The following is a 23372-nucleotide window of genomic DNA, read 5'->3' on the forward strand; positions in this document are numbered from 1 at the left end:
GGTCACCTCCCTTGGTCTTCGGTGCCCAGAGCCGCGTGGTCGACGGTGGGCTTGCGCAGGGAACCGAGGACCTTGTTCAGCGGCCCGAGGTCGTAGATGCCGGTCAGGTCGGGCTTCTCCAGGAGGCCGGCCGCGACCGCGTGGTCGGACTGGGCCTTCAGGGTGGTGGCGAGCGGGTCGTCGGTGACGAGGATCCCCGGCCAGGCCCCGTCGACGACCCCGGGCTCCAGCTCCTTGCCGCTGAGGGTCTTCAGGGCGGCGTTGGCGGAGGCCTTGGCCTGGTCCTGGTGGGTGGTGATCCACTCGTTGGTCTTCACGGTGCCGCGCAGGACGGCCTCGACCACGTCCGGGTGCTCGCGGAGGAACTTCTGCGAGACGACGATGTTCGTGATCACGAACTTCCCGTCGGGCCACAGCTCCTTCTCGTCGAGCAGGACGGTGCCGCCCTCGGCGACCAGCTTGGACGCGGTCGGCTCCGGCACCCAGGCGCCGTCGACGGAACCGGAGCGGTAGGCGTCGGGGGTGATGGTGTTGTTGGTGCGGACGACGGAGACGTCCCCCTTGCCGCTGGCCGCGTCGACCTTCCAGCCGCGTGCGGAGATCCAGTTGAGGAAGGCCACGTCCTGGGTGTTGCCGAGCTGCGGGGTGGCGATCTTCTTGCCCTTGAGGTCGTCCAGGGTCTTGATCTTCGCCGGGTTCACGACCAGCTTGACCCCGCCGGAGGCCGCGCCGGAGACGATCCGCAGGTTCTGGCCCTTGGACTTCACGTAGCCGTTGACGGCGGGCGAGGGGCCGATGAAGCCGATGTCGACGGAGCCGGCGTTCAGCGCCTCGATCTCGGCCGGGCCGGCGTTGAAGGTGGTGGTCTTGAGCTCGGTCCCGCCCAGCTCCCGCTGGATCAGGCCCTCCCGTACGCCGACCAGGGCCGTGGCGTGGGTGAGATTGGGGAAGTAGCCGAGGGTCACGGAGCCGGCGGAGAGCTTCCCGCCCGCCGCGCCGGCCGGGGCGGCGGACGGCAACTGGGCGGCCTGGGATCCGTAGCCGCAGGAGGTGAGGGCGGCGACGAGCAGCAGCACGAGGGCCGCGGTGGGGCGTGGGCGGCGCGACGGGGGCATCAGAGGGTCCATTCGTTCTCGGTGAAGGCCTCGCCCGCCATGCCCGCGGTCAGGGTGGTGCCGTCGGCCGGGTCGATGAGGAGGAAGGAGCCGGTGAGCCGGGAGGCCGCGTACGCGTCGAGCGCGAGCGGTTCACCGGTACGGACGACCACGCGGCCGATGTCGTTGGCCACGAGCCGACCGGGGTCGAGGTGCTGGGAGAGGTCGTCGAGGGTCAGCCGGGAGGGGATCTCCCTGACGATGGCCTTGACCGTGCGGGTGGTGTGCTTGAGCAGCACCCGCTGGCCGACGGTGAGGGGCTGGTCGGCCACGTGGCAGACGGTGGCGACGACGTCCTGGGTGGTGGGCGGGGCGGCCTCGGCGGGGGCGATGAGGTCGCCCCGGGAGACGTCCACGTCGTCCCGCAGCCGGACGGTGACGGACTGCGGGGCGCAGGCGGTGTCGACCGGCTTCCCGAGGGCGTCGATGCCCTCGATGACCGAGGTGCGGCCGGAGGGCAGGACGGTGACGGCTTCGCCGACGCGCAGGACGCCGGAGGCGATCTGGCCGGCGTAACCGCGGTAGTCGGGGTGCTCGGCGGTCTGCGGACGGATCACGTACTGGACGGGGAAGCGGCCCGGGCCCGCGGTCAGCTCGTCGCTGACGGGGACCGTCTCCAGGTGCTCGAGGACGGTGGGGCCGCCGTACCAGTCCATGTTCGCGGAGGGCTCGACCACGTTGTCCCCGGCCAGGGCCGAGATCGGGATGGCGGTGATCTCCGGGAGCCCGAGGTCGTGGGCGTAGGAGGTGAACTCGGCGGCCATGGCGGCGAAGACGGCCTCGTCGTAGCCGACGAGGTCCATCTTGTTGACGGCGAGGACCACGTGCGGGACGCGCAGCAGGGCGGCGACGGCCGCGTGGCGGCGGGTCTGCTCGATGACGCCGTTGCGGGCGTCGACGAGGACCACGGCCAGGTCGGCGGTGGAGGCGCCGGTGACCATGTTGCGGGTGTACTGCACGTGCCCGGGGGTGTCGGCGAGGATGAACCGGCGCCGGGCGGTGGCGAAGTAGCGGTAGGCGACGTCGATGGTGATGCCCTGCTCCCGCTCGGCCCGCAGGCCGTCGGTCAGCAGCGCGAGGTCCGGCGCCTCCTGGCCGCGCCGGGCGGAAGCGGCCTCGACGGCCTCCAGCTGGTCGGTCAGCACCGACTTGGAGTCGTGCAGCAGCCGGCCTACGAGGGTGGACTTGCCGTCGTCCACGGAACCGGCGGTCGCGAAGCGCAGCAGCGTCGTGGATTCCAGGGTGTCTGCGGCGGCTATGGCATCCATGTCTAGAAGTACCCTTCGCGCTTGCGGTCTTCCATCGCGGCCTCGGACATCTTGTCGTCGGCCCGGGTCGCGCCCCGCTCGGTGAGGCGGGAGACGGCGATCTCGGCGATCACGGCATCGAGCGTGGTGGCGTCGGAGTCCACGGCGCCGGTGCAGGACATGTCACCGACGGTCCGGTAGCGGATCAGACGGGTCTCGGGGACCTCGCCCTCCTTCGCGCCGCCCCACTCGCCGGCCGTCAGCCACATGCCGTTACGCAGGAAGACCTCGCGCTCGTGCGCGAAGTAGATCTGCGGGAGCTCGATGTTCTCCCGGGCGATGTACTGCCACACGTCCAGCTCGGTCCAGTTGGAGAGCGGGAAGACGCGCACGTGCTCGCCGGGGGCGTGGCGGCCGTTGTAGAGCTGCCACAGCTCGGGGCGCTGGCGGCGCGGGTCCCACTGGGAGAACTCGTCGCGCAGGGAGAAGACGCGTTCCTTGGCGCGGGCCTTCTCCTCGTCGCGGCGTCCGCCGCCGAAGACGGCGTCGAACTTGAGCTGCTGGATGGCCTCGGTGAGGGGGACGGTCTGGAGCGGGTTGCGGGTGCCGTCGGGGCGCTCGCGGAGCTTGCCGGCGTCGATGTACTCCTGGACGGAGGCCACGTGCAGGCGCAGCCCGTGCTCGGCGACGGTGCGGTCGCGGTACTCCAGCACCTCGGGGAAGTTGTGCCCGGTATCGACGTGCAGCAGCGTGAAGGGCACCGGCGCGGGGGCGAAGGCCTTCAGCGCCAGGTGCAGCATGACGATGGAGTCCTTGCCGCCGGAGAACAGGATCACCGGCTTCTCGAACTCGCCCGCCACCTCACGGAAGATGTGCACCGCCTCCGACTCCATCGAGTCCAGGTGGTTCAGTTCCCTTGCGGCCCGGTTGATGGGGATGACGGTGGTCACGCGAGACCCCTCTGCTCGAGCAGCGCGAAGAGCGCCGCTGCTGATTCCCGGACGGTCTGCGTGTGCGACTCGATCCGCAGGTCCGGGTCCTGCGGTGCCTCGTACGGGTCGTCGACGCCGGTCAGACCGGAGATCTCGCCCGCCGCCTGCTTGGCGTACAGGCCCTTCACGTCACGCTCGGAGCACACCTCGACCGGAGTGGCCACGTGCACCTCGAGGTAGGCGGTGCCCTCGGCGGCATGCCGCTTGCGGACGGCCTCGCGGCTGTCGGCGAAGGGGGCGATCACGGGCACGAGCGCCTTGACGCCGTTGCTCGCGAGCAGCTCGGCGACGAAACCGATCCGCTGCACGTTGGTGTGCCGGTCCTCGCGGGTGAAGCCGAGGCCGGCGGAGAGGAACTCGCGGATCTCGTCCCCGTCGAGGACCTCCACCCGGTGCCCCTCACCGCGCAGCCGCTCGGCCAGCGCGTAGGCGATGGTGGTCTTGCCCGCGCTCGGCAGCCCGGTCAGCCACACCGTGGCGCCCTCGCTCACGCTCATCTGCTCAGTCTCCGTAAGTCGATTCATCAGCCGTGCAGTCCGCACTCGGTCTTGCCGCGCCCGGCCCAACGACCGGCCCTCGCGTCCTCGCCGGCTTCCACCCGGCGCGTGCAGGGGGCGCAGCCGACGGAGGCGTAACCGTCCATCAGCAGCGGGTTGGTGAGGACCCCGTGCTCGATGACGTAGGCGTCCACGTCCTCCTGGGTCCAGCGGGCGATCGGCGAGATCTTGACCTTCCGCCGCTTCTCGTCCCAGCCGACGACCGGGGTGTTCGCCCGGGTCGGGGACTCGTCGCGGCGCAGGCCCGTCGCCCACGCGTCGTACGCGGTCAGACCCTCCTCGAGGGGCCCCACCTTGCGCAGTGCGCAGCACAGGTCCGGGTCCCGGTCGTGCAGCTTCGGGCCGTACTCCGCGTCCTGCTCGGCGACCGTCTGACGCGGGGTGAGGGTGATGACGTTGACGTCCATCACGGCCTCCACCGCGTCACGGGTGCCGATCGTCTCCTCGAAGTGGTAGCCCGTGTCGAGGAAGACCACGTCCACGCCCGGGAAGACGCGCGAAGCCAGGTGGGCGACGACCGCGTCCTCCATCGAGGAGGTCACTGCGAACTTCTTGCCGAAGGTGTCGGCCGCCCACCGCAGGATGTCCGGCGCGGCGGCGTCCTCGAGGTCCCGGCCCGCCCGCTCGGCGAGTTCTTTCATATTTCCGTGCACTTGAGTCGTCGTCATCCGGCGGCTCCTTCGAATGGGGAACGCGGCGAACGGGCAGGAAATTGCTGAGCCGAGATTAGCAATGCCGACACATAAAGCACTGACGGTCCGCTGATCGCGGGTATTTTCGGCGCTAACCGGCCAACCTGCGCCCCTCACCAGCGATTACGTGCGGTTCAGGGGTTTTGTGGAGTTCCTCCGTACATACCGTCAGGGCGCGGTAAGGCTCCTATCAGCGGATCGCCAGCGGGCTTGTGCCATAGTGAGCCGAAAATCGCTTGGAAATCCCGTCGAACGGCCGGTCAGTATTTTCCGGCCGATACCCCGGAGAGGGCACGCGGAGAAATGAGCCTGAAAGGTCTGCGCCGAGGAAGGCTGATACGCCGCCTCGCACTCTGTCTGTCGGCGGTGGGACTCACCGCCTCCATGCTCACCGCGGCGGGGCCCGCCGCCGCCGGTACGCCGGAGACCTGGACCTCCAGCTTCCAGGGCAGCGACGGCGTCACGTACACGGCGACCAACCACCTGGTGGACGCCTCGCGCGGGCCGGGCCGGCAGTGGATGCTCGTGTGGTCCGGCCCGGCCAAGCAGCCGGCGCCCGACTTCCTGACCGTCATCGACGCCACCCCCGGCTCCCCGACGTACGGCAAGGTCGCCAACACCGTCACCGTCGGCCCGAACAACGGCAACGAGCCGCACCACATGCAGTACGTGTGGCACAAGGGCGACCGGATCTACGCCGGCGGCATCATGAGCGACACCACCTTCGTCTTCGACGCGAAGGCCCTGCCCGCGCTGACGATCGCCGGGGTCAACACCACCGCCGACACCCCCTGCGGGACCCTGCCCGACGCCTACCAGGTGCTGAGCGACGGAACCGCGTACGGGACCTACATGGGCGGCCCGAACGTGACCGGCCCCTGCACCTACACCAACGGCCAGGTGCGGGTCGGCAACGGCGCGGCCGGCTCCCCCGGCGAGATCGTCCGGATCGGCAAGGACGGCAAGACCATCGCGGAGATCCCGGCGGCCACCGCGGCGGGCGAGGACCCGGCCCAGTGCGGCAACGTCCCGGCGCTGCCGGCCGCGACCTGCGCCAACCCGCACGGGGTCGCGGTCCGCGAGGACCTGAACATCATGGTGGCGAGCGACTTCGCCGAGGCCCGCAACTTCATGACGCCCGACTCGGCGCTCAAGGAGAACCTGGCCCGCCAGACGGTCCGCGTCTTCGACATCACCAACCGCGACGACCCGACGCTGCGCTCGGTGTCCAAGGTCGCCGACGGGCCGCGCGGGGCTCAGGAACAGCGGGCCTTCTTCCGCGAGTCGCGGGTGGTCATGGAGACCGCGCTGACCAACCGGCCCGGGCACAAGGGCGCCTTCGTCTCCTCCATGGCCGGCGGGGCCGTCTTCTACACCCCGGACATCACGGCGCCCGCCCCGCAGTGGAAGGAGGTCTTCGACGACACGACCGCCTACCGGAGCTTCCAGCGCGACAAGGGCGTCACCGGCAGCGGCGACAACGGCAGCTGGCTGGCCGTCAGCCCCGACGACCGCTTCCTCTTCCACACGGTGATGGGCCAGTCGGTGCCCTACGGCAAGCCGCTGGACGAGACCACGGGCATGATCTACGTCCTGGACATCCAGAAGCTGCTCGCCGCCGGCGACGGCGCCAAGTGCTCGGTGGACGAGCTGAGCGAGGCCAGCCGGGGCGGACGCGAGCGGGACTGCCCGGAGCTGGTGAGCACCGTGCCGATCCGCGACGTCAGCTCGGGCGGCCCGCACTGGGGCGCCATGGACAACTTCAGGCGCGGCGCGGACGGCGTCTACCGGGAGACGGACAACGTCAGCCGGATCGCGGTCGCCAACTACTTCGTCGCCGGGTCCTTCGGCGGCGGCGGCGACCACCGGGTGTGCATGTTCGACGTCGACCGGCGCGGCAAGGTGGCCCTGGACCGGTCCTTCCGGGACGAGAACACCGGCAAGCCCTGCGTCGGCTTCAACCGGGCCTCCTGGCCGCACGGCGACTTCGGCGACGCCCAGCCGCACGGTGTCCTGTTCGTGGTCAGCGACAGCGTCGTACGACGGTGAGCACAGTCCTCCTGGCGGCGGTCGTGCTGACCGCCGCCCTGGCCCTGGGCGTACTGCTGCTGCTCCGCACGCGGCTGCTCGCCCGCCGCACCACCGCCTCGGCGTACTTCGCCGCGGCGGTGGCGTGCGCGGCCCTGGCCGGGACCCTCGGCGGGCCGCTGCTGCCGGCCGGCGGGGCGCAGCGTGCGTCGGCCGGGCCGCTGCTGGGCTCGCTCGGGATGGGCGGCGAGCAGGTGCCGGTGCTGGTGGTGCCGAACCGGCCGGGCTACAACCTGGTGGGCGTCGCCGCCCCCGAAGCCTCGGCCGGAACCGACCGGGAGCGGCTCGTGAAGGGCGGGCAGCGGCCCGGCTCGGCGCTGACGTGGGTCCCGGTCGAACTGCCGGCCGGGCCCGGGCAGGTGTGGGTCTCCGCCGGCGGGTCGCTCGCCCCGCTCGCGGTGGACACGGGCCGCGCGGGCGGCGGGGCCGCGCCGGCCGGGCTGAGCGGCGCCGACGGGCCGGAGTGCGCGAGCGCCGCCGCCGGGGCGGTGCTGGGCGGCAGTGCGAAAGCCCCGTCCGGCTGCCCGTCCGACGCCCTGACGGAGGCGGACGCGGCCGCACTGCGGGAGACCGTGGGCTTCCTCGCCGGGCGCGGGGCCCGCTCCCTGGCCCTGGTCGAGGACGACTCCCCGCGCGGGCGGGCCGCGGCCGCCGAGGTGCGGGGCGCGGCGGCCCGCGCGGGGATCTCCGTGGGGAAGCCGGACTCGACCCGGCAGCCGCTGGTCGTGACCTCCGGCTGGGCGGGCGCGGACACCGCCGTACGCGATGTCGAGGCGGGGCGCAGCGTCGCCGAGGGCAGCTACCTGGCGCCCTGGCTGCTGACCGCGCCGCTGCTCTCGCCGAGCGCGGGCCAGCTCATCCCGCTGCGGTACGCGCCGAACGGCCCGGCCGCGGTGGAGTACGTGGCGGCGCTCGGCGCCCGCCTCCCCGGCGAGGTGCCCACCGCCGCCGGGTACGAGGCCTGGCGCCGGGCGCGCGGGTCGGCCGGGCCGGCGCCCGCGAAGCTCTACGCCACCGCCGTGCTCTACGTACCCGGCAGCGGGGGTCCCGCCGCGGGCGGCGGCCACCACCACGCCGGGAACACGAGCTGGCTGCCCAGCGGAATGATCGTCCCGGTCTCGAACCTCGGCACCACCTGACAAGGAGCAGGACAATGACGGAGACAGTCGCCGCGCCGCCGGTCCGGACCGCCAGAACCGCGCGCCCCGCCGCCGCCAAGCGCCCCGAGGGACAGTGGGCGCTGGGCGAGCGGGAACCGCTCAACTCCAACGAGGAGTTCAAGGCGGTCGAGGACCCCCTTCTCGTCCGGGAGCGCATCGAGAAGGTCTATTCCCGCGAAGGCTTCGCCAGCATCGACCCCGACGACCTGCGCGGCCGGATGCGCTGGTGGGGGCTGTACACCCAGCGCAAGCCCGGCATCGACGGCGGGAAGACGGGCTCGCTCGCCCCGGAGGAGCTGGAGGACGAGCACTTCATGATGCGGGTGCGCAGTGACGGCGGCACCCTGGACGCGGCCCAGCTGCGGGCCATCGCCGACATCTCGATGCGCTTCGCCCGCAACACCGCCGACGTCACCGACCGGCAGAACATCCAGCTGCACTGGGTGCGGATCGAGGACGTGCCGGCGATCTGGCGGCGGCTGGAGGAGGTCGGCCTGTCGACGACCGAGGCCTGCGGGGACTGCCCGCGCGTGATCGTCGGGTCTCCGGTGGCGGGGGTGGGCGCCGACGAGGTGCTCGACGCGACCCCGGCCGTACGGGAGATCGCCGCCCGGTACGTGGGCGACCCCTCCCTCTCCAACCTGCCGCGCAAGTACAAGTCGGCGGTGTCCTGGCTACCCGACATCCCGTACGAGATCAACGACCTGGCCTTCCTGGGCGCCGTCCACCCCGAACACGGGCCGGGCTTCGGCATGTGGGTGGGCGGCGGGCTGTCGACGGTGCCGATCCTGGCGCAGCACGTCGGGGTCTGGGTCCCGCTGGACGAGGTCCCGGACGTGTGGGTGGCGGTGGCCCGCCTCTTCCGCGACTACGGCTACCGGCGGCTGCGGGGCCGGGCCCGGCTGAAGTTCCTGGTCGCCGACTGGGGCGTGGAGAAGTTCCGCCGGGTGCTGGAGGAGGAGTACCTGGGCCGCCCCCTCCTCGACGGCCCGGCCCCCTCGCTCCCCCCGGCCCCGATCGACCACATCGGCGTACACCCGCAGCGGGACGGCCTGTCGTACGTGGGCGCGGCGCCGGTCGCGGGCCGCCTCTCCGGCACCAAGCTGGCGGCACTGGCCGACCTGGCCGAACGCCACGGCAGCGGCCGGGTGCGGCTGACCCCGTACCAGAAGCTCCTCGTCCTGGACGTGGCCGACCCGGAGCCGCTGATCGCCGACCTGGCGGAGATCGGCCTCCAGGCCCGCCCCTCGCCGTGGCGGCGCAACACGATGGCCTGCACGGGGATCGAGTACTGCAAGCTGGCGATCGTCGAGACGAAGGAGCGGGCCGCCACTCTGGTCGCGGAGCTGGAGAAGCGCCTGGCCGGCGAGGACGTCGGGGCGGGCCTCACCATCAACGTGAACGGCTGCCCCAACTCGTGCGCCCGTACGCAGGTCGCGGACATCGGCCTCAAGGGCCAGCTCGTCGCGGACGAGGACGGCCGCCAGGTCGAGGGCTTCCAGGTCCACCTGGGCGGCAGCCTGTCCCTCTCATCGGACCAGGAGGGCGGCTTCGGCAAGAAGCTCCGCGGCCTGAAGACAACGGCGGCGGACCTCCCGGACTACGTGGAACGCCTCACCCGCGCCTACCTCACGGGCCGCACGAACCCCTCGGAACCCTTCACGTCCTGGGTCGCCCGCTGCGACGAATCCGCCCTCCAGTAGCCCCCGGGCCCATGCGGCCGGGGGTCTACTACTTCACCACCAGGGGCCCGGAAGTCGGCGACACCCCCGTGGGACTCGCCGTCGGCACCGGCGCGCGGGTCGGGCCCGGGGTGTACGTGGGGCCCGGCGTCGAAGTCGGCGTTCCGGCCGGGACCGGCGTACATGTCGGGCTCAGCGTGGGAGCCGGCGTGTAGACCGGGACCGGCGTCGGAGTCGCCGAGTACGCCGGAACCGGCGTCGCGGTCGGCGAGTACGTCGGAACCGGCATGTACGTAGGAGCCGGCGTGTACGTAGGCACCGGCGTCGCGGTCGGCGAGTACGTCGGAACCGGCGTCGGAGTCGGCGAGTAGGTCGGAACCGGCGTGTACGTCGGATCAGGCATCGCGGTCGGCGAGTACGTCGGAACCGGCATGTACGTCGGAGGAGCCGGCATCGCGGTCGGCGAGTACGTCGGAACCGCCGTGGACGTGGGGCTCGGCGTCGGGAGCGGCGCGCGGGTCGGAGCCTGCGTGCATGTGGGGCTCGATATCGGAGCCGACGTCGTGGTGTAGGCCTGGGCCATGCCGGTCGCGAGAGCGAAGCCGGCAACTACGCCGGACACGGCAACAGCAGCCGCGAGTCCACGAACTCGGTGAGTGCGCATGTAGGTTCCCCCCTGGTCAATATGCCCGGCACTATCGCCCGGCATGATCCAAAGAGAGCCAACACCGTCCGTCGCCGACCCGCAACGGGCTTACGAACCGTTCCACCGGCCGACCGGGTTGGATGCCGTCGTCGTCGTGTGGCCGAACGGGATTCAGAGGGCGCCGGCGATGTCGTCGCGCATGGCGCGCAGGGCCTTGAGGCGAGGGGTCAGCTCCTGGATACGGGCCACCGCGAGCGACTCCAGGTGGGGGTCGCCGCCGAAGACGCCGCTGCGCCGCCAGCACTAGACCGGGTCGTGCTGCACCGCCCACCCGGAGCAGCAGAGTCGGCAGTCAGCCATGGGGCCGCCGTACCTGATCGCGATCGGGGCGGGCATGCCGCACCCGGCGCATGGTGCGTGCGCGTTCATGCACGCACCATTGGGATGTGCTTCGGATGCCTCGACCTCCAGCATCAGCCGGAAGAAGTCGAAGGCCTCACGCTCCATACGGTCTTGGTCGTACGTCACTTTGGTCCTCCCCGTGGACGCGTGGTCAGGCGGGCTCGACGTTGCCGACGGCGGTCGTGAACTCGCGGCCGGACGCGCCCCGGATGTACGCGAGCTCCGACCAGCGCTCGATGCCGGTGTCGGAGACGTTCTCGTTGATCACGGCCATCAGCTCGCCCTCGGTACCGGACGCGATGTCGCGCACCCGGCGGCGCAGCAGCCGGTGCGGCACGTACTCGTACTGTTCACTCATCCGGCACCTCCGAGGAGAGGCCGGCGAGGAACTGCTCCCATCCGGCGCGTGCCCGATCGAGCAGATCCGCGCTGGGCAAGGACAGCGGGGCCGTGCCAGTACCCGGGCTGTCAAGGGTGTCCAAAGTCAGTACGCCGCGGGCAAGTGGGCTTTCCAAGAGGGCTCCCTACCGTCGTCAGTGCGGGTGGCCAATCCCAGGTGTCCTCGCCTCGGGTGGCTGTGACCAGTCAACGACCGGCGGCCGTGGGGAAACAGGAAGGGTGACCTGTCGGGGCACGCCAAGCGACCGGAAAACTTTGCGTGCGCTTTGCGACCCATCTGGTGCGGAGAGTGAGGATGGGGCTACGTTCCGGTGCCATGGCAGTCAACGCCGTGTTGAAGCAGAAGATGCACGATCTCGCCCTCACACAGGACGAGTTGGCAGCTCAGATGAACGTCGCTTTGCTGGAGATCACCGGGCGGCCAGGTGACATCTCCGTGCGGACGGTCCGGAACCTTCTCAGCGGAGCCACCCAGCGGCCGATCGGCCGCACCCGCAAGGCCCTTGAACAGGTTTTCGGCTGCCCGCTGCGAGACCTAGGGTTCGAGGCACGCAGCACTGCCTCACCGCCGGAGGACCCCGTGAAGCGCCGCCACTTCATCACGGCCGGGACCGCCCTGGCCTTTTCCTCAGCCCACCCCGCTCTCGCCACCCCGCGCCGGATCGGCTCCAGCGACGTCGAAGGCCTGCAACGCCGGTTCGCCGACATCATCGCGAGCGATCACCGTCACGGGGGACAACTCGGGATCGAGCAGAAGGCTGCGGCCCTCTCGGACGAAGCGTTGGTCCTCCAGAGCACCGGTACCGCCAGCCAGCGCATCCGCGGCCAGGTCTATGCCTCGGCCGCAGCTTTCCGCTCCTCCGCAATGTGGGCCGCGATCGACGGCCGTCGCTTCGAGGACGCCATCGGACACATGCAGGTCGCCCAGCAGCTCGCAGAGATGTCCGGCGACCCGTTCATCAAGTTCCGCATCTGGTCCCACGCCGGGACGATGTACCGGCACATGGGGCGTGCAGGCGACGCCGCCGCGGCCAACGAGGTGGCTCGAGGGCTCTCCATCACCCGCAGAGACCCCATGTTCGCCTCCCTCGGCCTGGCCCGGCATGCCGCGATCCACGGCTCGGCCGGGGACCGAACGGCTACTCGCCGAGCCTTCGACCACGCGCAGGACGCCATGCTCCGCGCCGACCACGGCGCACAGCGGCCGGTGTGGATGAACGCCTTCTACGATCAGGCCGAACTCGACAGCCTGGCCCTTTCCGCATATCTCACACTCGGCGATTTCGCGCGGGCCGAATTCCACGGGCATCGCTGCCTTGCGGGCCTGCGCCCGCACATGCACCGCTCGAAGGCGATCGCCACGGCCCGCGTCGCACTTGCCCAGCTCGAACAAGGTGATGTGGAGCCGGCAGTGGCCAGCGCCATGTCCGTACCCGTCGATCAAGCGGTGCGGCACCCCCGCGTGGTCGGGATGCTCCGCACCTTCAGCAGCCGGTTGGACTTCATGGCGCAGAACACCGCCGCCGCCCAGACCTGGAACCAATACGCCCGCGACACCTGGAGGAGCATCGCATGACGACCCGACTGCGTCGGTTCACCGAACTGGAGCAGGCCGGCGGCCCGCTCATCGAGGTGTACGCCGAGGTCCGCGCACCGTTGCTGCACCTGCCGAACTACGCGGTCTCGACCTTCGCCGACCGTCTGGAACGTCATGGCCGGGAGCCGGGTTTCGGGGCGGTGCTCGCCTTCGACGCCGACGGGCGGCCGGTCGGGTACGCGTACGGCAACACGGTGGAGGCCGGAGACCGCTGGTGGAAGCGGATCGGCGATGTGGACGCGGAATACACCAGCTCGCCGGCCTTGGCCCTCAAGGAGATCGGTGTGACGGTTCCCTACCGGGGGACGGGGCTGGCCCGGCGGGTCCATGACGAGCTGCTGGCCGGTCGCGAGGAGCGGTACGTATCGCTCATGGTCAACCCGGCGGCCGGAGAAGGAAAGGTGCAGCGGGTCTACGAGTCGTGGGGCTACGAGGCGATCGGGGCCGTCCAGCCCTCCCCGGACTCGCCCGTGCTCACCGCGATGGTCCGGCCGTTGAACTCGTGATGTGAGGGAGTGGTGCCGCGTGACCATCGAAATAAAGCGCTACAGCCACGACGATCTCAGCAACATCCGGCAGACCCTGTTGGACGTCCACGAGGACGCGTACGCGGATCGCCGGCACGAGGAGTTCGTGCAGCGCTTCCCCTGGTTCGTGGATCACTGGGGTGGGAATCCCGGCTTCGCCTGCGTGATCGCCTGGCAGGGCCCCGTCCCGGTCGGCTTCTCCTACGGCGCTCCCGCCACCCCTGGGAGGGAGTGGTGGCAGGGGCACCTCGACACCCCGCCGGAGCGGGCCGACACGTTCTCCGTCTCCGAGCTGATGGTGCGCCCGAAGTGGCGGAAGACCGGGCTTGGGCCGCGCCTGCACGACGCGCTCCTCGAAGGGCGGCCGGAGGCGTTGGCGGTCCTCACCGTGGACACGAAACGGCCCCGGCTCCAGACGATGTACGAACGCTGGGGTTACCGGAAGATCGGGGAGAACCAGCCCTTCGCGGATTCACCGGTGTACGCGGTCATGATGAACACCCTGACCGGCTAGTGATGGCGCCGCCTCGCGGCCGGAGGGGAGGAGAAACGCGATGCGCGTAGGCATCACCGGCCACCGTGGACTGAACGCCCAGGTGGAACAGAAGGTACGCGACCTGCTCGAAGGCGCGGTGAGCAGTCACGACGGCGCCGACCTGGTGGGCGTCTCCTGCATCGCGGACGGCCCCGATGCCTGGTTCGCAGAGTACGTCCTCGCCCATGGCGGCCGCCTGGAGGTGGTGCTTCCCGCGGAGCAGTACCGCGAGGGCCTGCCCGCGCAGCACTGGCCGGTATACGACAAGCTGATGAGCCGAGCCTCCGAGGTGCACCGCACAGGTATGGCCGCCTCCGACTCAGCGGCGCACATGGCCGGTAGCGAGATCCTCGTGGGGCTGGTCGACGAGCTGTTGGCCGTCTGGGACGGGAAGCCGGCGTGGGGATACGGGGGCACGGCAGATGTTGTCGCCTATGCCGAACGCACCGGCGTTCCGGTGCGGGTTCTCTGGCCTGAGGGGGCCAGTCGCTGAGGGACCGGGCGCACGGCCACCGTTGAACTCGTGACGGGAGGAGCCGCTCGGGCGTGCCCCGGCCGGGCCCGTCGGAACGGCGTCGCCCGAGGCTGTGAGCTGGATCGAGGAGTCACGACGATGGACCTGAAGTGGTATACGCACGCCGACGCGCAAGACGTCCGCTCCTTGCTGTTGGACGTTCACGATGCGGTGTACGCGAACGATCCCGACCCGTTCCACTCCCGCGAGCGGTTCTCCTACTTCGTTGACCTGTGGTCGGGACGCGAGGACTGGACGTGCGTCTCGGGGTGGGAGAACGGCGGTCCGGTCGGATACGCGTACGGGTCGAAATTCAAACCGGGCGGCTGGTGGAAGGGCACGGACCGGCCCAAGGGAGTGCGCGGCCGGATCTTCGCCCTGTCAGAGCTGATGGTGATACCCCAGTGGCAGGGCACCGGCCGGGCACAGCGGATTCATGACGCCCTGGTTCAGTCGATGGACGTGGACTTCGCGACGCTCCTCGTAGACTCCACCCACTCGAAGGTGCAGGCCCTGTACGAGGGGTGGGGCTACGAGAAACGGGACGAAGCCAAGCCCTCCGACGACTCACCTGTCTACGCGGTCATGGTCCGGGATCTGTAGGCCCTGGCTGGGGAAGGCGCCGCCGACGGGGCGTCAGGAAGGGCGACACTCCTTGACCAGGGCTTCGAGGATGACCTCGATGCTGCGGTCGACGTCGGCCGTCGTGGTGCGCCAGTTGACCACCGAGACGCGCATCGCCGCGCGGCCCTCCCACAGGGTGCCGCCGAACCAGCATTCGCCGCTCTGCTGGATGCGGGCGATGACCCGGCGGGTCGTCTCGTCGTCGTCGCCGAAGCGGACCAGGAGCTGGTTGAGGACGACCTCGTTGAGGAGTTCGACCCCGGGAACGCCGGCCAGGCGATCCGCGAAGCGGTGGACGTGTGCGCAGCAGCGTTCGACCAGGTCGGCGACGCCGGAGCGGCCCAGGGAGCGCAGGGCGGCCCAGACGGGGAGGCTGCGGGCGCGGCGGGAGAAGTCGGGGACCCATTCGATGGCGTCGCGTTCGCCGTCCGTACCCGGCGGCAGGTAGCCGGCCCGCTCGTTGAGCATGGCGGCCCGGTGGGCCTCGGGGTGCGCGATGACGACGATCCCGCAGTCGTAGGGGACGTTGAGCCACTTGTGGGCGTCCAGCGCCCAGGAGTCGGCCCGTTCGACGCCCTCCACGAGGGGGCGGAGCTTGGGGCTGGCCGCGGCCCAGAGGCCGAAGGCGCCGTCGACGTGGACCCAGGCGCCGTGGCGGTGCGCGATGTCGCAGATCTCCCCGACGGGGTCGATGGCGCCGGAGTTGACGTCGCCGATCTGCGCGCAGACGATGACCGGCCCGTCCAGGGAGGCCAGGGTGCGCTCCAGTTCGGCGGGGATCATCCGGCCCTTGTCGTCGACGGGGACGTTCTGGATGCGTGCGGTGCCGAAGCCGAGGTAGCGGGCGGCGAGGTCGATGGTCATGTGGTGCTGGGCGCCGGCGACGATGGCCACGTCGGGCGCGCCGCCCAGGCCTTCGCGTTCGACGTCCCAGCCCGCCTCGGCGAGGAGTTTGTGCCGGGCGGCCGCCAGGGAGGTCAGGTGGGCCATGGTGCAGCCGGTGGGGAAGCCGACGGAGGCGTGGGCGGGCAGGCCGAGGAGCTCCAGGACCCACTGGGCGGCGACGTCCTCGGCCACGGCGATGGCGGGCGAGAGGTTGTAGAGGCTGGCGGTCTGGTCCCAGGCGGCCACGAGCCAGTCGGTGGCGATGGCCACGGGCAGGGTGCCGCCGGTGACGTAGCCGAAGTAGCGGGGGCCGTTGGCCGTGGGGATGCCGCCTTCGGCGACGGCCCGGCCGAGGAGTTCGATGGTGTCGGTGGCCGGGGCCGGCCCGGCGGGCAGCGGGCCACCGAACATTTTCAGCAATTGTTCGGAGCCGGCAGTGGCACCCACCGGCCGATCGGCGAGACCCGCCAGATATTCGATGGCCTGCTGATAGGCCAATGCGAGAGGCGCACTGTCTGCTGTGGTCATACTACAAAGCTAGGCGGCTGGTACTGACGTGCGACTGACTCAAATGGGCTGAACGCTCGGAAACTTGGACTGCGGGGCCTGTTGGACTGTATTACTTTCTCCTGTGGCCCGGTCGACCCGGCGGGGCCACCCGTGCCGAGCCATGAGACATGAGCCAAGCATAGAGATGAGGAGCCCGATGTCCGACGAGCAGACACGCAAGGTCATCGAACAGTTCAACCAGGCATTCCAGCTGCACGACCCCGGCCTGCTGAAGGAAATCCTCGCCGAGAACTGCCGGCTGGAGAACTCCGGGCCCGCCCCCGACGGTACGAAGCACGTCGGATACGACGAATGTCTTCAGTTCTGGTCGGCGATCGCCGGGAACAAGGGGATGACCTTCGAGGTGGAGGACGTCTGGACGGCCGGCGAGCGCGCCGTCTGCCGCTGGACCCTGCGCTGGGGCGGCGGTCCGAAGGACTTCGTGCGCGGGGTGAACGTGCACCGGCTGGAGAACGGCCTGCTCGCCGAGAGCTTCGGCTACGTCAAGGGCTGACGGCGGGAACGAAGGAAGGGGCACGGGCCGGAATTCCGGCCCGTGCCCCTTCTTTCCTGTGCGGGGGGGCGTCAGTCCGCGAGCTGGGAGACGATCATCACGCAGTCCTCCAGGGCCTTGGTGGCGTGGCCCTTGCCCTGGGTGTCCTCGACCAGCTGGGTGTTGCCGGGCACGAAGGTGCGCCAGGTGCCGTCGCTGACCCCGCACTCCATCTTGCCGCTGACCAGCGTCATGATCTGGCGGCGCGGGGCCGGGTGGAAGTCGCCGACCCACCCGGCCGGGAGGAAGAGGTAGACGGCCTGCTTGGCCGGCACGCCCTCGGAGACGAAGAGCGCCGGCGCGGGCGGTGCGAAATTGACCGCCGTCACCTCCAGCGTCTCGTCGATGAAATGCGATTCGCCGTTCTCGTCGTTGTAGAGACGGGAAACGGAGATTTTGGCGGTCTCGGCGCTCACGGGAACTCCCCTGTGTACCTGATGTGGTGAAGTGCGTGCGTGTGAAGAAGTTCGATCGTCCTTCACTATCCCAGCGGCCGCTGATGGGACCCTGACCGATCGCGGAATTACCGTCTCAGAAATCCATCAGCAGCGTGTCAGCCGCCCCGTGCCAAGCTGATGGCAGAGAAAGGCCGTTGGAGAGGTACCCAAAGCGGCCGAATGGGGTCCGGCTCTTCGCCGGACGGGCTCTGCCCACGCAGGTTCGAATCCTGCCCTCTCCGCAGGTGCTCATCCCAGGCACGCGCATCCCGATCCGACGACAAGGGATGCGCGTGCTTTGGCATGAGGGGCCCTGAACACCCTCGACAGGGCGGGCCCCCTCCGGCGCCCATCTCGTCCCCGGACTCGCGGAGCGACCGCATCACGCCCGTCCGCCCACGGGTTCGCGCGACGGAAACGTATGTCCTTCCTCTTCCTCAACCCGGCGCGACCCCGAACACGGCGTCGTCTTCCCGAGGGACCCCGAGAGACATGGAGACGCAGTTGCCCACCAGCGACCACCCCAACGTGCCCACGATCCGCAGGACCGACGCCGCCGCGCTCGTGGACGAGGTCTCGTCCTGGCTGACCGTGGACGCCGACGAGATCGACGCCAAGTTCCTGGGCGAGCGGCCGCGCATCGTCGAGGCCGTCACCGACATGAACGCGCGCGCCGTCGCCGGCCCCGACCGCGACGACGCCCACTACCACCAGCAGCTCCTGCTGTCGCGCGTCTACCAGACGGTGATGCAGATACCCGACCGGCCCACCGCCGAGGGCTCGGTGCTGCTGCACGAGGTCACCCGGCTGCTGGAGAACGCCACCCTCCAGGCCGAGGACGCCCACCTGGAGCCCGGCCTGCTGGAGTCGGCTCCGACCGAGCCCAAGCAGTTCCTGTCCTGGCTCAAGGGGCTCGTCCGCAAGCACCGGGCCTTCAAGCACCCCTACTACACCGACTTCATCAACCGCGAGGCGCAGAGCGAGGACCTGCGCACGTACGTCATCCAGGAGTCGCTGATCGACGGCCGCTTCGACGACTTCCTCGCGATGATGCAGATCGGCACGGCGGGCGCCAGCAAGATGGAGATCGCCGCCAACTACTGGGACGAGATGGGCAACGGCGACCCCGAGGCCGTGCACACCCACCTCTTCAACAAGATCTACGAGGTCTTCGACGTCCGCGCCGAGGACCTCGAGGCCGCCATGACCACCACCGACCTGCACTCCGGGAACCTCGCGGTGCTGCTGTGCCGCTACCGGCACCTGTACCCGGAGGCGGTCGGCTTCCTCGGGATGACCGAGTGGCTGGCGCCGGACCGGTTCCGCAACGTCGTACGGGCCTGGGAGCGCCTGGGCCTGCCCGAGGTCGGGATCACCTACCACCGGCTGCACATCACCATCGACTCCCAGCACGCGGCGGGCTGGTTCCACAACGTGGTCATCCCGAGCGCCGACACCGCCTACATGCGCCGGGGCATCGCCCGCGGCGCGCTGTGGCGCGCCAACTCCTCCGCCCGCCACCTCGACGAGCGCCTCGACCTGGCGCGGCCCGGCGCCGGCGACATGGCCGCCGAGCGCACCCCCGTCGCCGCGGGCTGAGCCGTGTCCCCGCGGGAGCACGGGCTGCGTGAACACGGTGTGGCACTCGTCGGGCTGGGCCCCGTCCCCGGGGCGGTCGCGGCCGGTTTCCGGGAGTCCGCGCACCGCGTGGTGCGGCTGCGGATGTCCTGGACGGCGGACGACGACTGGCTCTTCCTGCCCGTCCCCTCGTACGACGTCCCCCCCGACGTCCCCTACGACGGGGCCGACCGGCGGCTCGAGTCGGGGCTCGCGGCGCTGCTGCGGCGCACCCTCGGCGGGCCGTGGCTGGACGTCCACGCGGACTGGCTGATCGAGCTGCACCGGGTCCGGACCGAGGCGCCCCCCGGGGCGACGGTCCCGGTGCGGCTGCCCGGGCCGGGCGCGGGGGCCTGCGAGTTCGCCCTCGTGGCGGTGGTCGGGCAGACCGGGGCCGGGACGGCCCGGTCCCGGCTGTTCGGCCCCGGCCGGGCCGCGCCCCTGCTGGAGGCGGCGCCCGCCCCGGGGCAGGGGCTGCTGTTCGACCGGCGGACGGTCACGCACGACCGCCACGAGCTGCGGGCCGGCCCCGACGGCCCGGTGGCCCAGGACCTCCTGGTCGCCCACGTGTCCCGTCCCGCCGGCCCCGAACCGGCCCTGCGCCACCGCCCGATGCTGGTCCGCGGCCCGGCGGGCACCCTGCTGCGCACCCGCCCGGCGCTGCGCTGAGGTACGGGCCGGGGGGCACGCGGGAAGGGGGCGGTGGGGAGTCATCCCCACCGCCCCCTTCCGTCGTCCTCCGGTACAGCGTCGCGCTCAGACCCAACGACCCCACCTTGAAAGCCTCAGTAGGCGCTCGTCAGGGTCGTCGCCACCGATTGGAACCACGCGCCGTAGGAGAACGGCTCCGGTGGGGCGACCTCCATGCCGAGTTCGGCGGCGGCCAGAGCGTAGTCCCCTTCGTCCAGCGGGAGGGCGAGCAGTTCGTGGAGCTCGCCGACGAGGCGGGCGACGAGCTGGGGGTCGGTGGTGGCGGCGTAGTCCGCTACTGCCGCCTCGTGGCCGGGAAACTCGTCGACGATGTCCTGCGAGAACCAGCCGCCCAGCAGCTGCGAGGTCTCCGGGAACCGTGCGTGCCATTCCCAGTGGGTCTGCGGGGTTGCCGGCGGCGGCACCTCGCCGTCCTCGATGCTCTGCTTGAGGTGGTCGGCGAGCAGCAGGAGCCAGTCACCGATCGCGGACTCTGGCATTCCGATGTCGGGGACGGCGTAGAACTCGCCGAGGTCGATCCGCAGGCGCCCCGGGGGGTTGCGGCCGTACTCGCGCAGCTGGCGCTCCGCCTCCGCGATGGCCCAGGGCCGGGTGTGCCAGGTGTGGCGCAGGTAGGCGTCCAGCGCACGGCTGCGCTCGTCCGCTGTGTCATCGGCGGGCTGGCCGAGGTAGGCGCGCAGCACCTGGTCGAGCTCGCCGTAGCGCCGGTCGTGCTCGAGGGGCTTCATGGACACGGTCGGGCTGCCTCTACAGGAAGAACGGGACGGTGGTCTGGACGACGAATCCGTACGGGCGCGCAGGCTCGCGCCGCAGCACGACACGGGCGGCGCGGACCTCGACGGGCTCCTGTCCGGCGAGCAGCATCGCCTCCAGCTGCACCCGGCCGACGGGCTCCTCACGGGACGGCCAGGCGGCCTCGATGGTGAGGCGGGCCCGCGTGCCCTGGGCGAGCCAGCGGTGGATGACCTGCTCGTTGGCGGTCACCACCTGCTGGGTGGCCCACTGGGCGGTCTCCCGGTCGGGGTACGTGGCGGATCGGGTCAGCATGGGGGCATCCTCTCAAAGCACCTGTTCAGGAGCTGCACTCGTACGGATCGGCAGCTGGATCAGTAGTCGGAGAAGTTCCAGAACATGCCGACCTCGGCGTCCGAGACGACGATCAGGCCGTAGTCCTCCGAGTAGACGCTCAGCGGGTTGTACCCCCAGTGCGACGTCGTGAAGTCGAGTGTGCCGGGCACCGGGCCGGGTCTGCTGACGTTGGTGTGATACGTGGCCTCGTCCCCATACCGCGCGAGGATCGTGCGTGCCATCGCCCGCAATTCCTCCTCGCTCTCCGCGAAGCGCTTCAGGTTGGACAGGGTGCAGCAGTCGTCCGTGAGGGCCAGCAGCAGGTTCTCGGCGCTGGCCCGGTCGATCTCGCGGAGACGCGGCGCGATGTACTCCGGAGGGTGGACGGCGAACGGGTACGTGGGGAACCCCTCACGCTCCGGGTTCTGCGCCGCGTCGTCGAGACCGGTCCAGCCCCGCGGGTCCGGGACCCGGGCCATCAGCGCGAGGACGTCGAGGACCCAGTCCTCGTGGCGGCGCGGACCCGTGGCGTCGTACGGGTACGCGTCCTCGTAGAGGTGGCGTACCGCGGCTTCCCAGGACGTCTGGTCGACGGACATGTGGTGCTGGCCTTTCTTGGCGGAGCGCTAGGACTTGGAGGGCATCGACGTCATGACGGTGAACGGCGGGGTGCGGCCGCTGTCGTACCGGATCCGCGTGTCGATGCCGGTCACGTCAAAGGCCTTAGCGTTGATGCCGCCCTGCTTGTATCCGGACAGCGGGTCGTTCGGGTCCACAGGCTGCTTGCTCACGCTGCGGCCGCTGGTCTCGCCGTTCGGCGCGGTCGAATGGAAGTCCTTGACATCTTTCTCACCCGGCGGCGGTGGACCCTTGATCCACGCCTCGATGGCGGCCGTGTTCTGGTTCAGGTTGTACTCGGTCAACTCCTCCGCCCGCTGATAGTTCGGGAAGGCCGAAGAGCCGCTTGGCATCGGCTTGCCGTACGGCCAGGCCGTGGTCGGGCCGTTCGACTGCTGGTCGCGCAGGCGCTGCGCCAGCTGCTCGTCCGTCTTGCCGACGTGCTTGTCCAGCGTGTGGCCGTCCGCCATGTACTCGTTGGCGGCCAGGTCCAGCGTGTACTTGCCGGTGGCCGAGTCGATCTTCAGCCAGGTCTGCGAGGTGCTCTTGAAGTCCTCCAGGGAGCGGGCACCGAATCCGTGCGCGCGGGCGACGCCGGCCTGGAACTTCGGGGCGCTCATGTGTGCTTCGTCCAGGGGCGCTTTGAGGGCGTCCATGCGCGTGGTGAGGCCGTCGACAATGCCGGTGTACTTGTCCACGATCCGGTTGAGCTTGGCCTTGTCCAGGTTCAGGACCGTGTTGACGTCGAACTTCAGCAGGAACCCGGCGGCCCCGCCGGCCCCGCTGGCCACGCTGGTGACCGCGCCGACGATGTTCTTGAGGCTGGGCTTCTCCTTGGCCTTCTCCAAGTCGTCGAGGATGCTCATGGCGGCCTGCTTCATGGCCCTCTTGAGTTCTTCGAAGACGTCGTGGTTCAGCTCGACGGCGGCCTCCGCATACTCGCGCAGGCAGTCGCTGATCTTGATCGCCGTGTCCTTCAGCACGGTCATCACCGGCTCGCTGGCGGTAGGAACGCGGGGCGTGCCCGGGCCGGAGTTGGCCGTCTGCGCCCACTGGTAGCCGTGCCGGGACTTCCCCCATGCCGTGCCGCCCCACAGTGCGCTGCAGAACGTCCGCATGGCGGCTTCCCAGTCGGCCTGCTGGTGGTTGGTGATGGGGCTGAGGACCATGGTCAGGCTGTCCGCCACGGTGGTCGCGCACGCCGACGCTTCCATCCAGCTGTGGCAGTGCGAGTTGAGGTACTGCTGCTGCGGGAACGGGTGTACGTCCGCCACCTTGCCGACACGGAAGACGTGCTTCGCGACGGGTTGCAGGATGTCCCGGACGATCTCCGGTATGCCCTCCATCGCGCTGCGGATCAGGTCGTCACCGCCGTCGTCGTCGCCCCACTTGATGTCAGGGACGCTGTCGAAGACGGGCTGTTTGTCGATGACCGTGGGCAGGGGGCGCTGCTCCGGGGCCTGTCCGGGCTTGGGGTGGGCAGCCGCATCGGCCTTGGTGTAGGCGTTGGCGGTCTCCGTGAAGCCGACGGCGACGCCGCCGACGCTGAGCACGCTCTTGCCCCACACCTCCAGCCACCGGTTGCCGATCTTCTTGTACGCCTGCGCGAATGCCTGGGCGTCAGTGCCCGCCCCGCCGGCGTCCGGGTACTTCTGCAGCTCCTGCAGGAGCTTGTTCGCACCGCGCATTTGGGCGTCCTGCTGCCCGGCGACCCGGCCGGAGACGGTCCACAGGTCCGACGGCTTGACGTCGATGGTGCCGCTGCCTGCGGGCGGCGGACCCGGGGTGGGTCCGGCCATCAGGCGCCGCCTCCCCAGCCCTGGAGCACGGACTTGTTCGCCGCGGCGTAGTTGAGGTGCCCCTTGACCACGACCTCGTGGAGCCAGGCCTGCGCGGCTTTGAGGTCCTGGGCCGAGCGGTCCCATTTGTCCAGCTCGTCGATGAAGGCCTCCCGGGCCTCGCCATCCCAGCTCAGAACGGCCTTCTTGGCCTGCTCGTACAGCACGTCCAGCTTCTCGTTGAGGAGGCGGAGGTTCTCCTCCAGGTCACCCGAAAGGCGCTGCAGGGTGGCGAAATCGACGGTTATCCGGTCGTCGTCCGACATGGTGGTGCTGCTCC

At 70.5% G+C, this 23372-nt stretch carries 26 protein-coding genes and 1 tRNA gene; 14 read left to right on the top strand and 13 right to left on the bottom strand.

The window, feature by feature from the left end; genetic code table 11:
- Window positions 1-2 precede the first annotated feature (2 nt).
- From OOK34_RS32130 to OOK34_RS32150, 5 genes are read right to left on the bottom strand one after another with little or no spacing between them, the layout of a single operon-like run.
- Entirely contained in the window at window positions 3-1115 is a 1113-nt protein-coding gene (locus tag OOK34_RS32130; protein ID WP_267037669.1) for an aliphatic sulfonate ABC transporter substrate-binding protein, read from the bottom strand.
- Window positions 1115-2422, bottom strand: coding sequence for a sulfate adenylyltransferase subunit 1 (locus OOK34_RS32135; RefSeq protein WP_267037670.1), 1308 nt, complete (start codon window positions 2420-2422; stop codon window positions 1115-1117). The genes OOK34_RS32130 and OOK34_RS32135 overlap by 1 nt, the downstream gene beginning before the upstream one ends.
- A 2-nt stretch (window positions 2423-2424) precedes the next feature.
- The gene (gene cysD, locus OOK34_RS32140; RefSeq protein ID WP_267037852.1) at window positions 2425-3294 is read right to left on the bottom strand and encodes a sulfate adenylyltransferase subunit CysD; all 870 of its coding nucleotides are present in this window, start codon (window positions 3292-3294) and stop codon (window positions 2425-2427) included.
- Between the two features lie 53 nt (window positions 3295-3347).
- The gene (cysC, locus tag OOK34_RS32145) at window positions 3348-3890 is read right to left on the bottom strand and encodes an adenylyl-sulfate kinase (protein WP_267037671.1); all 543 of its coding nucleotides are present in this window, start codon (window positions 3888-3890) and stop codon (window positions 3348-3350) included.
- Window positions 3891-3916: 26 nt separating this feature from the next.
- Window positions 3917-4618, bottom strand: a complete 702-nt coding sequence (locus OOK34_RS32150; RefSeq protein ID WP_267037672.1) for a phosphoadenylyl-sulfate reductase — start codon at window positions 4616-4618, stop codon at window positions 3917-3919.
- Between the two features lie 390 nt (window positions 4619-5008).
- On the opposite strand from OOK34_RS32150, the gene OOK34_RS32155 reads away from it, so the two are divergent.
- The 5 genes from OOK34_RS32155 (at window position 5009) to OOK34_RS32175 (ending at window position 10144) form a co-directional block, all read left to right on the top strand.
- Window positions 5009-6691, top strand: coding sequence for a hypothetical protein (locus OOK34_RS32155; RefSeq protein WP_267037673.1), 1683 nt, complete (start codon window positions 5009-5011; stop codon window positions 6689-6691).
- A complete protein-coding gene (locus tag OOK34_RS32160; RefSeq protein ID WP_267037674.1) occupies window positions 6688-7869 on the top strand; it encodes a hypothetical protein in 1182 nt (393 codons plus the stop codon). The genes OOK34_RS32155 and OOK34_RS32160 overlap by 4 nt, the downstream gene beginning before the upstream one ends.
- Before the next feature lie 14 nt (window positions 7870-7883).
- Complete coding sequence (locus OOK34_RS32165) at window positions 7884-9593, top strand: nitrite/sulfite reductase (protein ID WP_267037675.1); 1710 nt, start codon at window positions 7884-7886, stop codon at window positions 9591-9593.
- Between the two features lie 11 nt (window positions 9594-9604).
- Window positions 9605-9787 (top strand): hypothetical protein, encoded by a 183-nt coding sequence (locus OOK34_RS32170; protein ID WP_267037676.1) that lies wholly within the window; start codon window positions 9605-9607, stop codon window positions 9785-9787.
- 168 nt (window positions 9788-9955) lie between these two features.
- Entirely contained in the window at window positions 9956-10144 is a 189-nt protein-coding gene (locus OOK34_RS32175; protein ID WP_267037677.1) for a hypothetical protein, read from the top strand.
- A 627-nt stretch (window positions 10145-10771) separates the two neighbouring features.
- Here the strand turns inward: OOK34_RS32175 and OOK34_RS32180 are convergent.
- The gene (locus OOK34_RS32180) at window positions 10772-10978 is read right to left on the bottom strand and encodes a hypothetical protein (protein WP_267037678.1); all 207 of its coding nucleotides are present in this window, start codon (window positions 10976-10978) and stop codon (window positions 10772-10774) included.
- A gap of 357 nt (window positions 10979-11335) precedes the next feature.
- Here OOK34_RS32180 and OOK34_RS32185 point away from each other — a divergent pair, with 357 nt between their 5' ends.
- The 5 genes from OOK34_RS32185 to OOK34_RS32205 all read left to right on the top strand — a co-directional run bounded on the left by OOK34_RS32185 (window position 11336) and on the right by OOK34_RS32205 (window position 14795).
- Complete coding sequence (locus OOK34_RS32185; RefSeq protein ID WP_267037679.1) at window positions 11336-12595, top strand: XRE family transcriptional regulator; 1260 nt, start codon at window positions 11336-11338, stop codon at window positions 12593-12595.
- Window positions 12592-13122, top strand: coding sequence for a GNAT family N-acetyltransferase (locus OOK34_RS32190; protein WP_267037680.1), 531 nt, complete (start codon window positions 12592-12594; stop codon window positions 13120-13122). The genes OOK34_RS32185 and OOK34_RS32190 overlap by 4 nt, the downstream gene beginning before the upstream one ends.
- A 19-nt stretch (window positions 13123-13141) precedes the next feature.
- Complete coding sequence (locus OOK34_RS32195) at window positions 13142-13657, top strand: GNAT family N-acetyltransferase (protein ID WP_267037681.1); 516 nt, start codon at window positions 13142-13144, stop codon at window positions 13655-13657.
- A gap of 40 nt (window positions 13658-13697) precedes the next feature.
- The gene (locus OOK34_RS32200; protein WP_267037682.1) at window positions 13698-14171 is read left to right on the top strand and encodes a hypothetical protein; all 474 of its coding nucleotides are present in this window, start codon (window positions 13698-13700) and stop codon (window positions 14169-14171) included.
- A gap of 120 nt (window positions 14172-14291) precedes the next feature.
- On the top strand, window positions 14292-14795 hold the full coding sequence (locus OOK34_RS32205) for a GNAT family N-acetyltransferase (protein ID WP_267037683.1): 504 nt from the start codon (window positions 14292-14294) through the stop codon (window positions 14793-14795).
- A gap of 33 nt (window positions 14796-14828) precedes the next feature.
- On the opposite strand, the gene OOK34_RS32210 is transcribed toward OOK34_RS32205, so the two are convergent.
- On the bottom strand, window positions 14829-16112 hold the full coding sequence (locus OOK34_RS32210; protein ID WP_267037684.1) for an aminotransferase class V-fold PLP-dependent enzyme: 1284 nt from the start codon (window positions 16110-16112) through the stop codon (window positions 14829-14831).
- A gap of 295 nt (window positions 16113-16407) precedes the next feature.
- Here OOK34_RS32210 and OOK34_RS32215 point away from each other — a divergent pair, with 295 nt between their 5' ends.
- Entirely contained in the window at window positions 16408-16764 is a 357-nt protein-coding gene (locus OOK34_RS32215; RefSeq protein ID WP_267037685.1) for a nuclear transport factor 2 family protein, read from the top strand.
- Between the two features lie 71 nt (window positions 16765-16835).
- On the opposite strand, the gene OOK34_RS32220 is transcribed toward OOK34_RS32215, so the two are convergent.
- The gene (locus tag OOK34_RS32220; protein ID WP_267037686.1) at window positions 16836-17219 is read right to left on the bottom strand and encodes a hypothetical protein; all 384 of its coding nucleotides are present in this window, start codon (window positions 17217-17219) and stop codon (window positions 16836-16838) included.
- A gap of 178 nt (window positions 17220-17397) precedes the next feature.
- Here OOK34_RS32220 and OOK34_RS32225 point away from each other — a divergent pair.
- The 3 genes from OOK34_RS32225 to OOK34_RS32235 all read left to right on the top strand — a co-directional run bounded on the left by OOK34_RS32225 (window position 17398) and on the right by OOK34_RS32235 (window position 19526).
- Window positions 17398-17482: transfer RNA gene (locus tag OOK34_RS32225), tRNA-Lys, on the top strand.
- Window positions 17483-17732: 250 nt separating this feature from the next.
- Window positions 17733-18839, top strand: a complete 1107-nt coding sequence (locus OOK34_RS32230; protein WP_267037687.1) for an iron-containing redox enzyme family protein — start codon at window positions 17733-17735, stop codon at window positions 18837-18839.
- Window positions 18840-18878: 39 nt separating this feature from the next.
- Window positions 18879-19526 (top strand): hypothetical protein, encoded by a 648-nt coding sequence (locus OOK34_RS32235; RefSeq protein ID WP_267037688.1) that lies wholly within the window; start codon window positions 18879-18881, stop codon window positions 19524-19526.
- 116 nt (window positions 19527-19642) lie between these two features.
- On the opposite strand, the gene OOK34_RS32240 is transcribed toward OOK34_RS32235, so the two are convergent.
- The 5 genes from OOK34_RS32240 to OOK34_RS32260 are packed head-to-tail and all read right to left on the bottom strand — an operon-like array spanning window position 19643 to window position 23358.
- Window positions 19643-20302 (bottom strand): contact-dependent growth inhibition system immunity protein, encoded by a 660-nt coding sequence (locus OOK34_RS32240; RefSeq protein WP_267037689.1) that lies wholly within the window; start codon window positions 20300-20302, stop codon window positions 19643-19645.
- 13 nt (window positions 20303-20315) lie between these two features.
- Complete coding sequence (locus tag OOK34_RS32245) at window positions 20316-20615, bottom strand: RNase A-like domain-containing protein (protein WP_267037690.1); 300 nt, start codon at window positions 20613-20615, stop codon at window positions 20316-20318.
- 59 nt (window positions 20616-20674) lie between these two features.
- Window positions 20675-21235, bottom strand: coding sequence for a hypothetical protein (locus OOK34_RS32250; protein ID WP_267037691.1), 561 nt, complete (start codon window positions 21233-21235; stop codon window positions 20675-20677).
- A 27-nt stretch (window positions 21236-21262) separates the two neighbouring features.
- A complete protein-coding gene (locus OOK34_RS32255) occupies window positions 21263-23053 on the bottom strand; it encodes an RNase A-like domain-containing protein (RefSeq protein WP_267037692.1) in 1791 nt (596 codons plus the stop codon).
- Window positions 23053-23358 carry a WXG100 family type VII secretion target gene (locus OOK34_RS32260; protein WP_267037693.1) on the bottom strand — a complete coding sequence of 102 codons (306 nt, stop codon included), beginning with the start codon at window positions 23356-23358 and terminating at the stop codon, window positions 23053-23055. Before OOK34_RS32260 ends, OOK34_RS32255 begins: the two co-directional genes overlap by 1 nt.
- Window positions 23359-23372 lie beyond the last annotated feature (14 nt).

It is taken from the genome of Streptomyces sp. NBC_00091 (genome assembly GCF_026343185.1).
Taxonomy (GTDB): domain Bacteria; phylum Actinomycetota; class Actinomycetes; order Streptomycetales; family Streptomycetaceae; genus Streptomyces.

Coding starts and splice junctions, on each gene's coding strand:
- OOK34_RS32130 (WP_267037669.1), bottom strand. CDS start 1,115: ATGCCCCCGTCGCGCCGCCCACGCCCCACCGCGGCCCTCGTGCTGCTG.
- OOK34_RS32135 (WP_267037670.1), bottom strand. CDS start 2,422: ATGGATGCCATAGCCGCCGCAGACACCCTGGAATCCACGACGCTGCTG.
- cysD (WP_267037852.1), bottom strand. CDS start 3,294: ATGGAGTCGGAGGCGGTGCACATCTTCCGTGAGGTGGCGGGCGAGTTC.
- cysC (WP_267037671.1), bottom strand. CDS start 3,890: ATGAGCGTGAGCGAGGGCGCCACGGTGTGGCTGACCGGGCTGCCGAGC.
- OOK34_RS32150 (WP_267037672.1), bottom strand. CDS start 4,618: ATGACGACGACTCAAGTGCACGGAAATATGAAAGAACTCGCCGAGCGG.
- OOK34_RS32165 (WP_267037675.1), top strand. CDS start 7,884: ATGACGGAGACAGTCGCCGCGCCGCCGGTCCGGACCGCCAGAACCGCG.
- OOK34_RS32170 (WP_267037676.1), top strand. CDS start 9,605: ATGCGGCCGGGGGTCTACTACTTCACCACCAGGGGCCCGGAAGTCGGC.
- OOK34_RS32180 (WP_267037678.1), bottom strand. CDS start 10,978: ATGAGTGAACAGTACGAGTACGTGCCGCACCGGCTGCTGCGCCGCCGG.
- OOK34_RS32185 (WP_267037679.1), top strand. CDS start 11,336: ATGGCAGTCAACGCCGTGTTGAAGCAGAAGATGCACGATCTCGCCCTC.
- OOK34_RS32190 (WP_267037680.1), top strand. CDS start 12,592: ATGACGACCCGACTGCGTCGGTTCACCGAACTGGAGCAGGCCGGCGGC.
- OOK34_RS32200 (WP_267037682.1), top strand. CDS start 13,698: ATGCGCGTAGGCATCACCGGCCACCGTGGACTGAACGCCCAGGTGGAA.
- OOK34_RS32205 (WP_267037683.1), top strand. CDS start 14,292: ATGGACCTGAAGTGGTATACGCACGCCGACGCGCAAGACGTCCGCTCC.
- OOK34_RS32210 (WP_267037684.1), bottom strand. CDS start 16,112: ATGTTCGGTGGCCCGCTGCCCGCCGGGCCGGCCCCGGCCACCGACACC.
- OOK34_RS32215 (WP_267037685.1), top strand. CDS start 16,408: ATGTCCGACGAGCAGACACGCAAGGTCATCGAACAGTTCAACCAGGCA.
- OOK34_RS32230 (WP_267037687.1), top strand. CDS start 17,733: ATGGAGACGCAGTTGCCCACCAGCGACCACCCCAACGTGCCCACGATC.
- OOK34_RS32245 (WP_267037690.1), bottom strand. CDS start 20,615: ATGCTGACCCGATCCGCCACGTACCCCGACCGGGAGACCGCCCAGTGG.
- OOK34_RS32250 (WP_267037691.1), bottom strand. CDS start 21,235: ATGTCCGTCGACCAGACGTCCTGGGAAGCCGCGGTACGCCACCTCTAC.
- OOK34_RS32255 (WP_267037692.1), bottom strand. CDS start 23,053: ATGGCCGGACCCACCCCGGGTCCGCCGCCCGCAGGCAGCGGCACCATC.
- OOK34_RS32260 (WP_267037693.1), bottom strand. CDS start 23,358: ATGTCGGACGACGACCGGATAACCGTCGATTTCGCCACCCTGCAGCGC.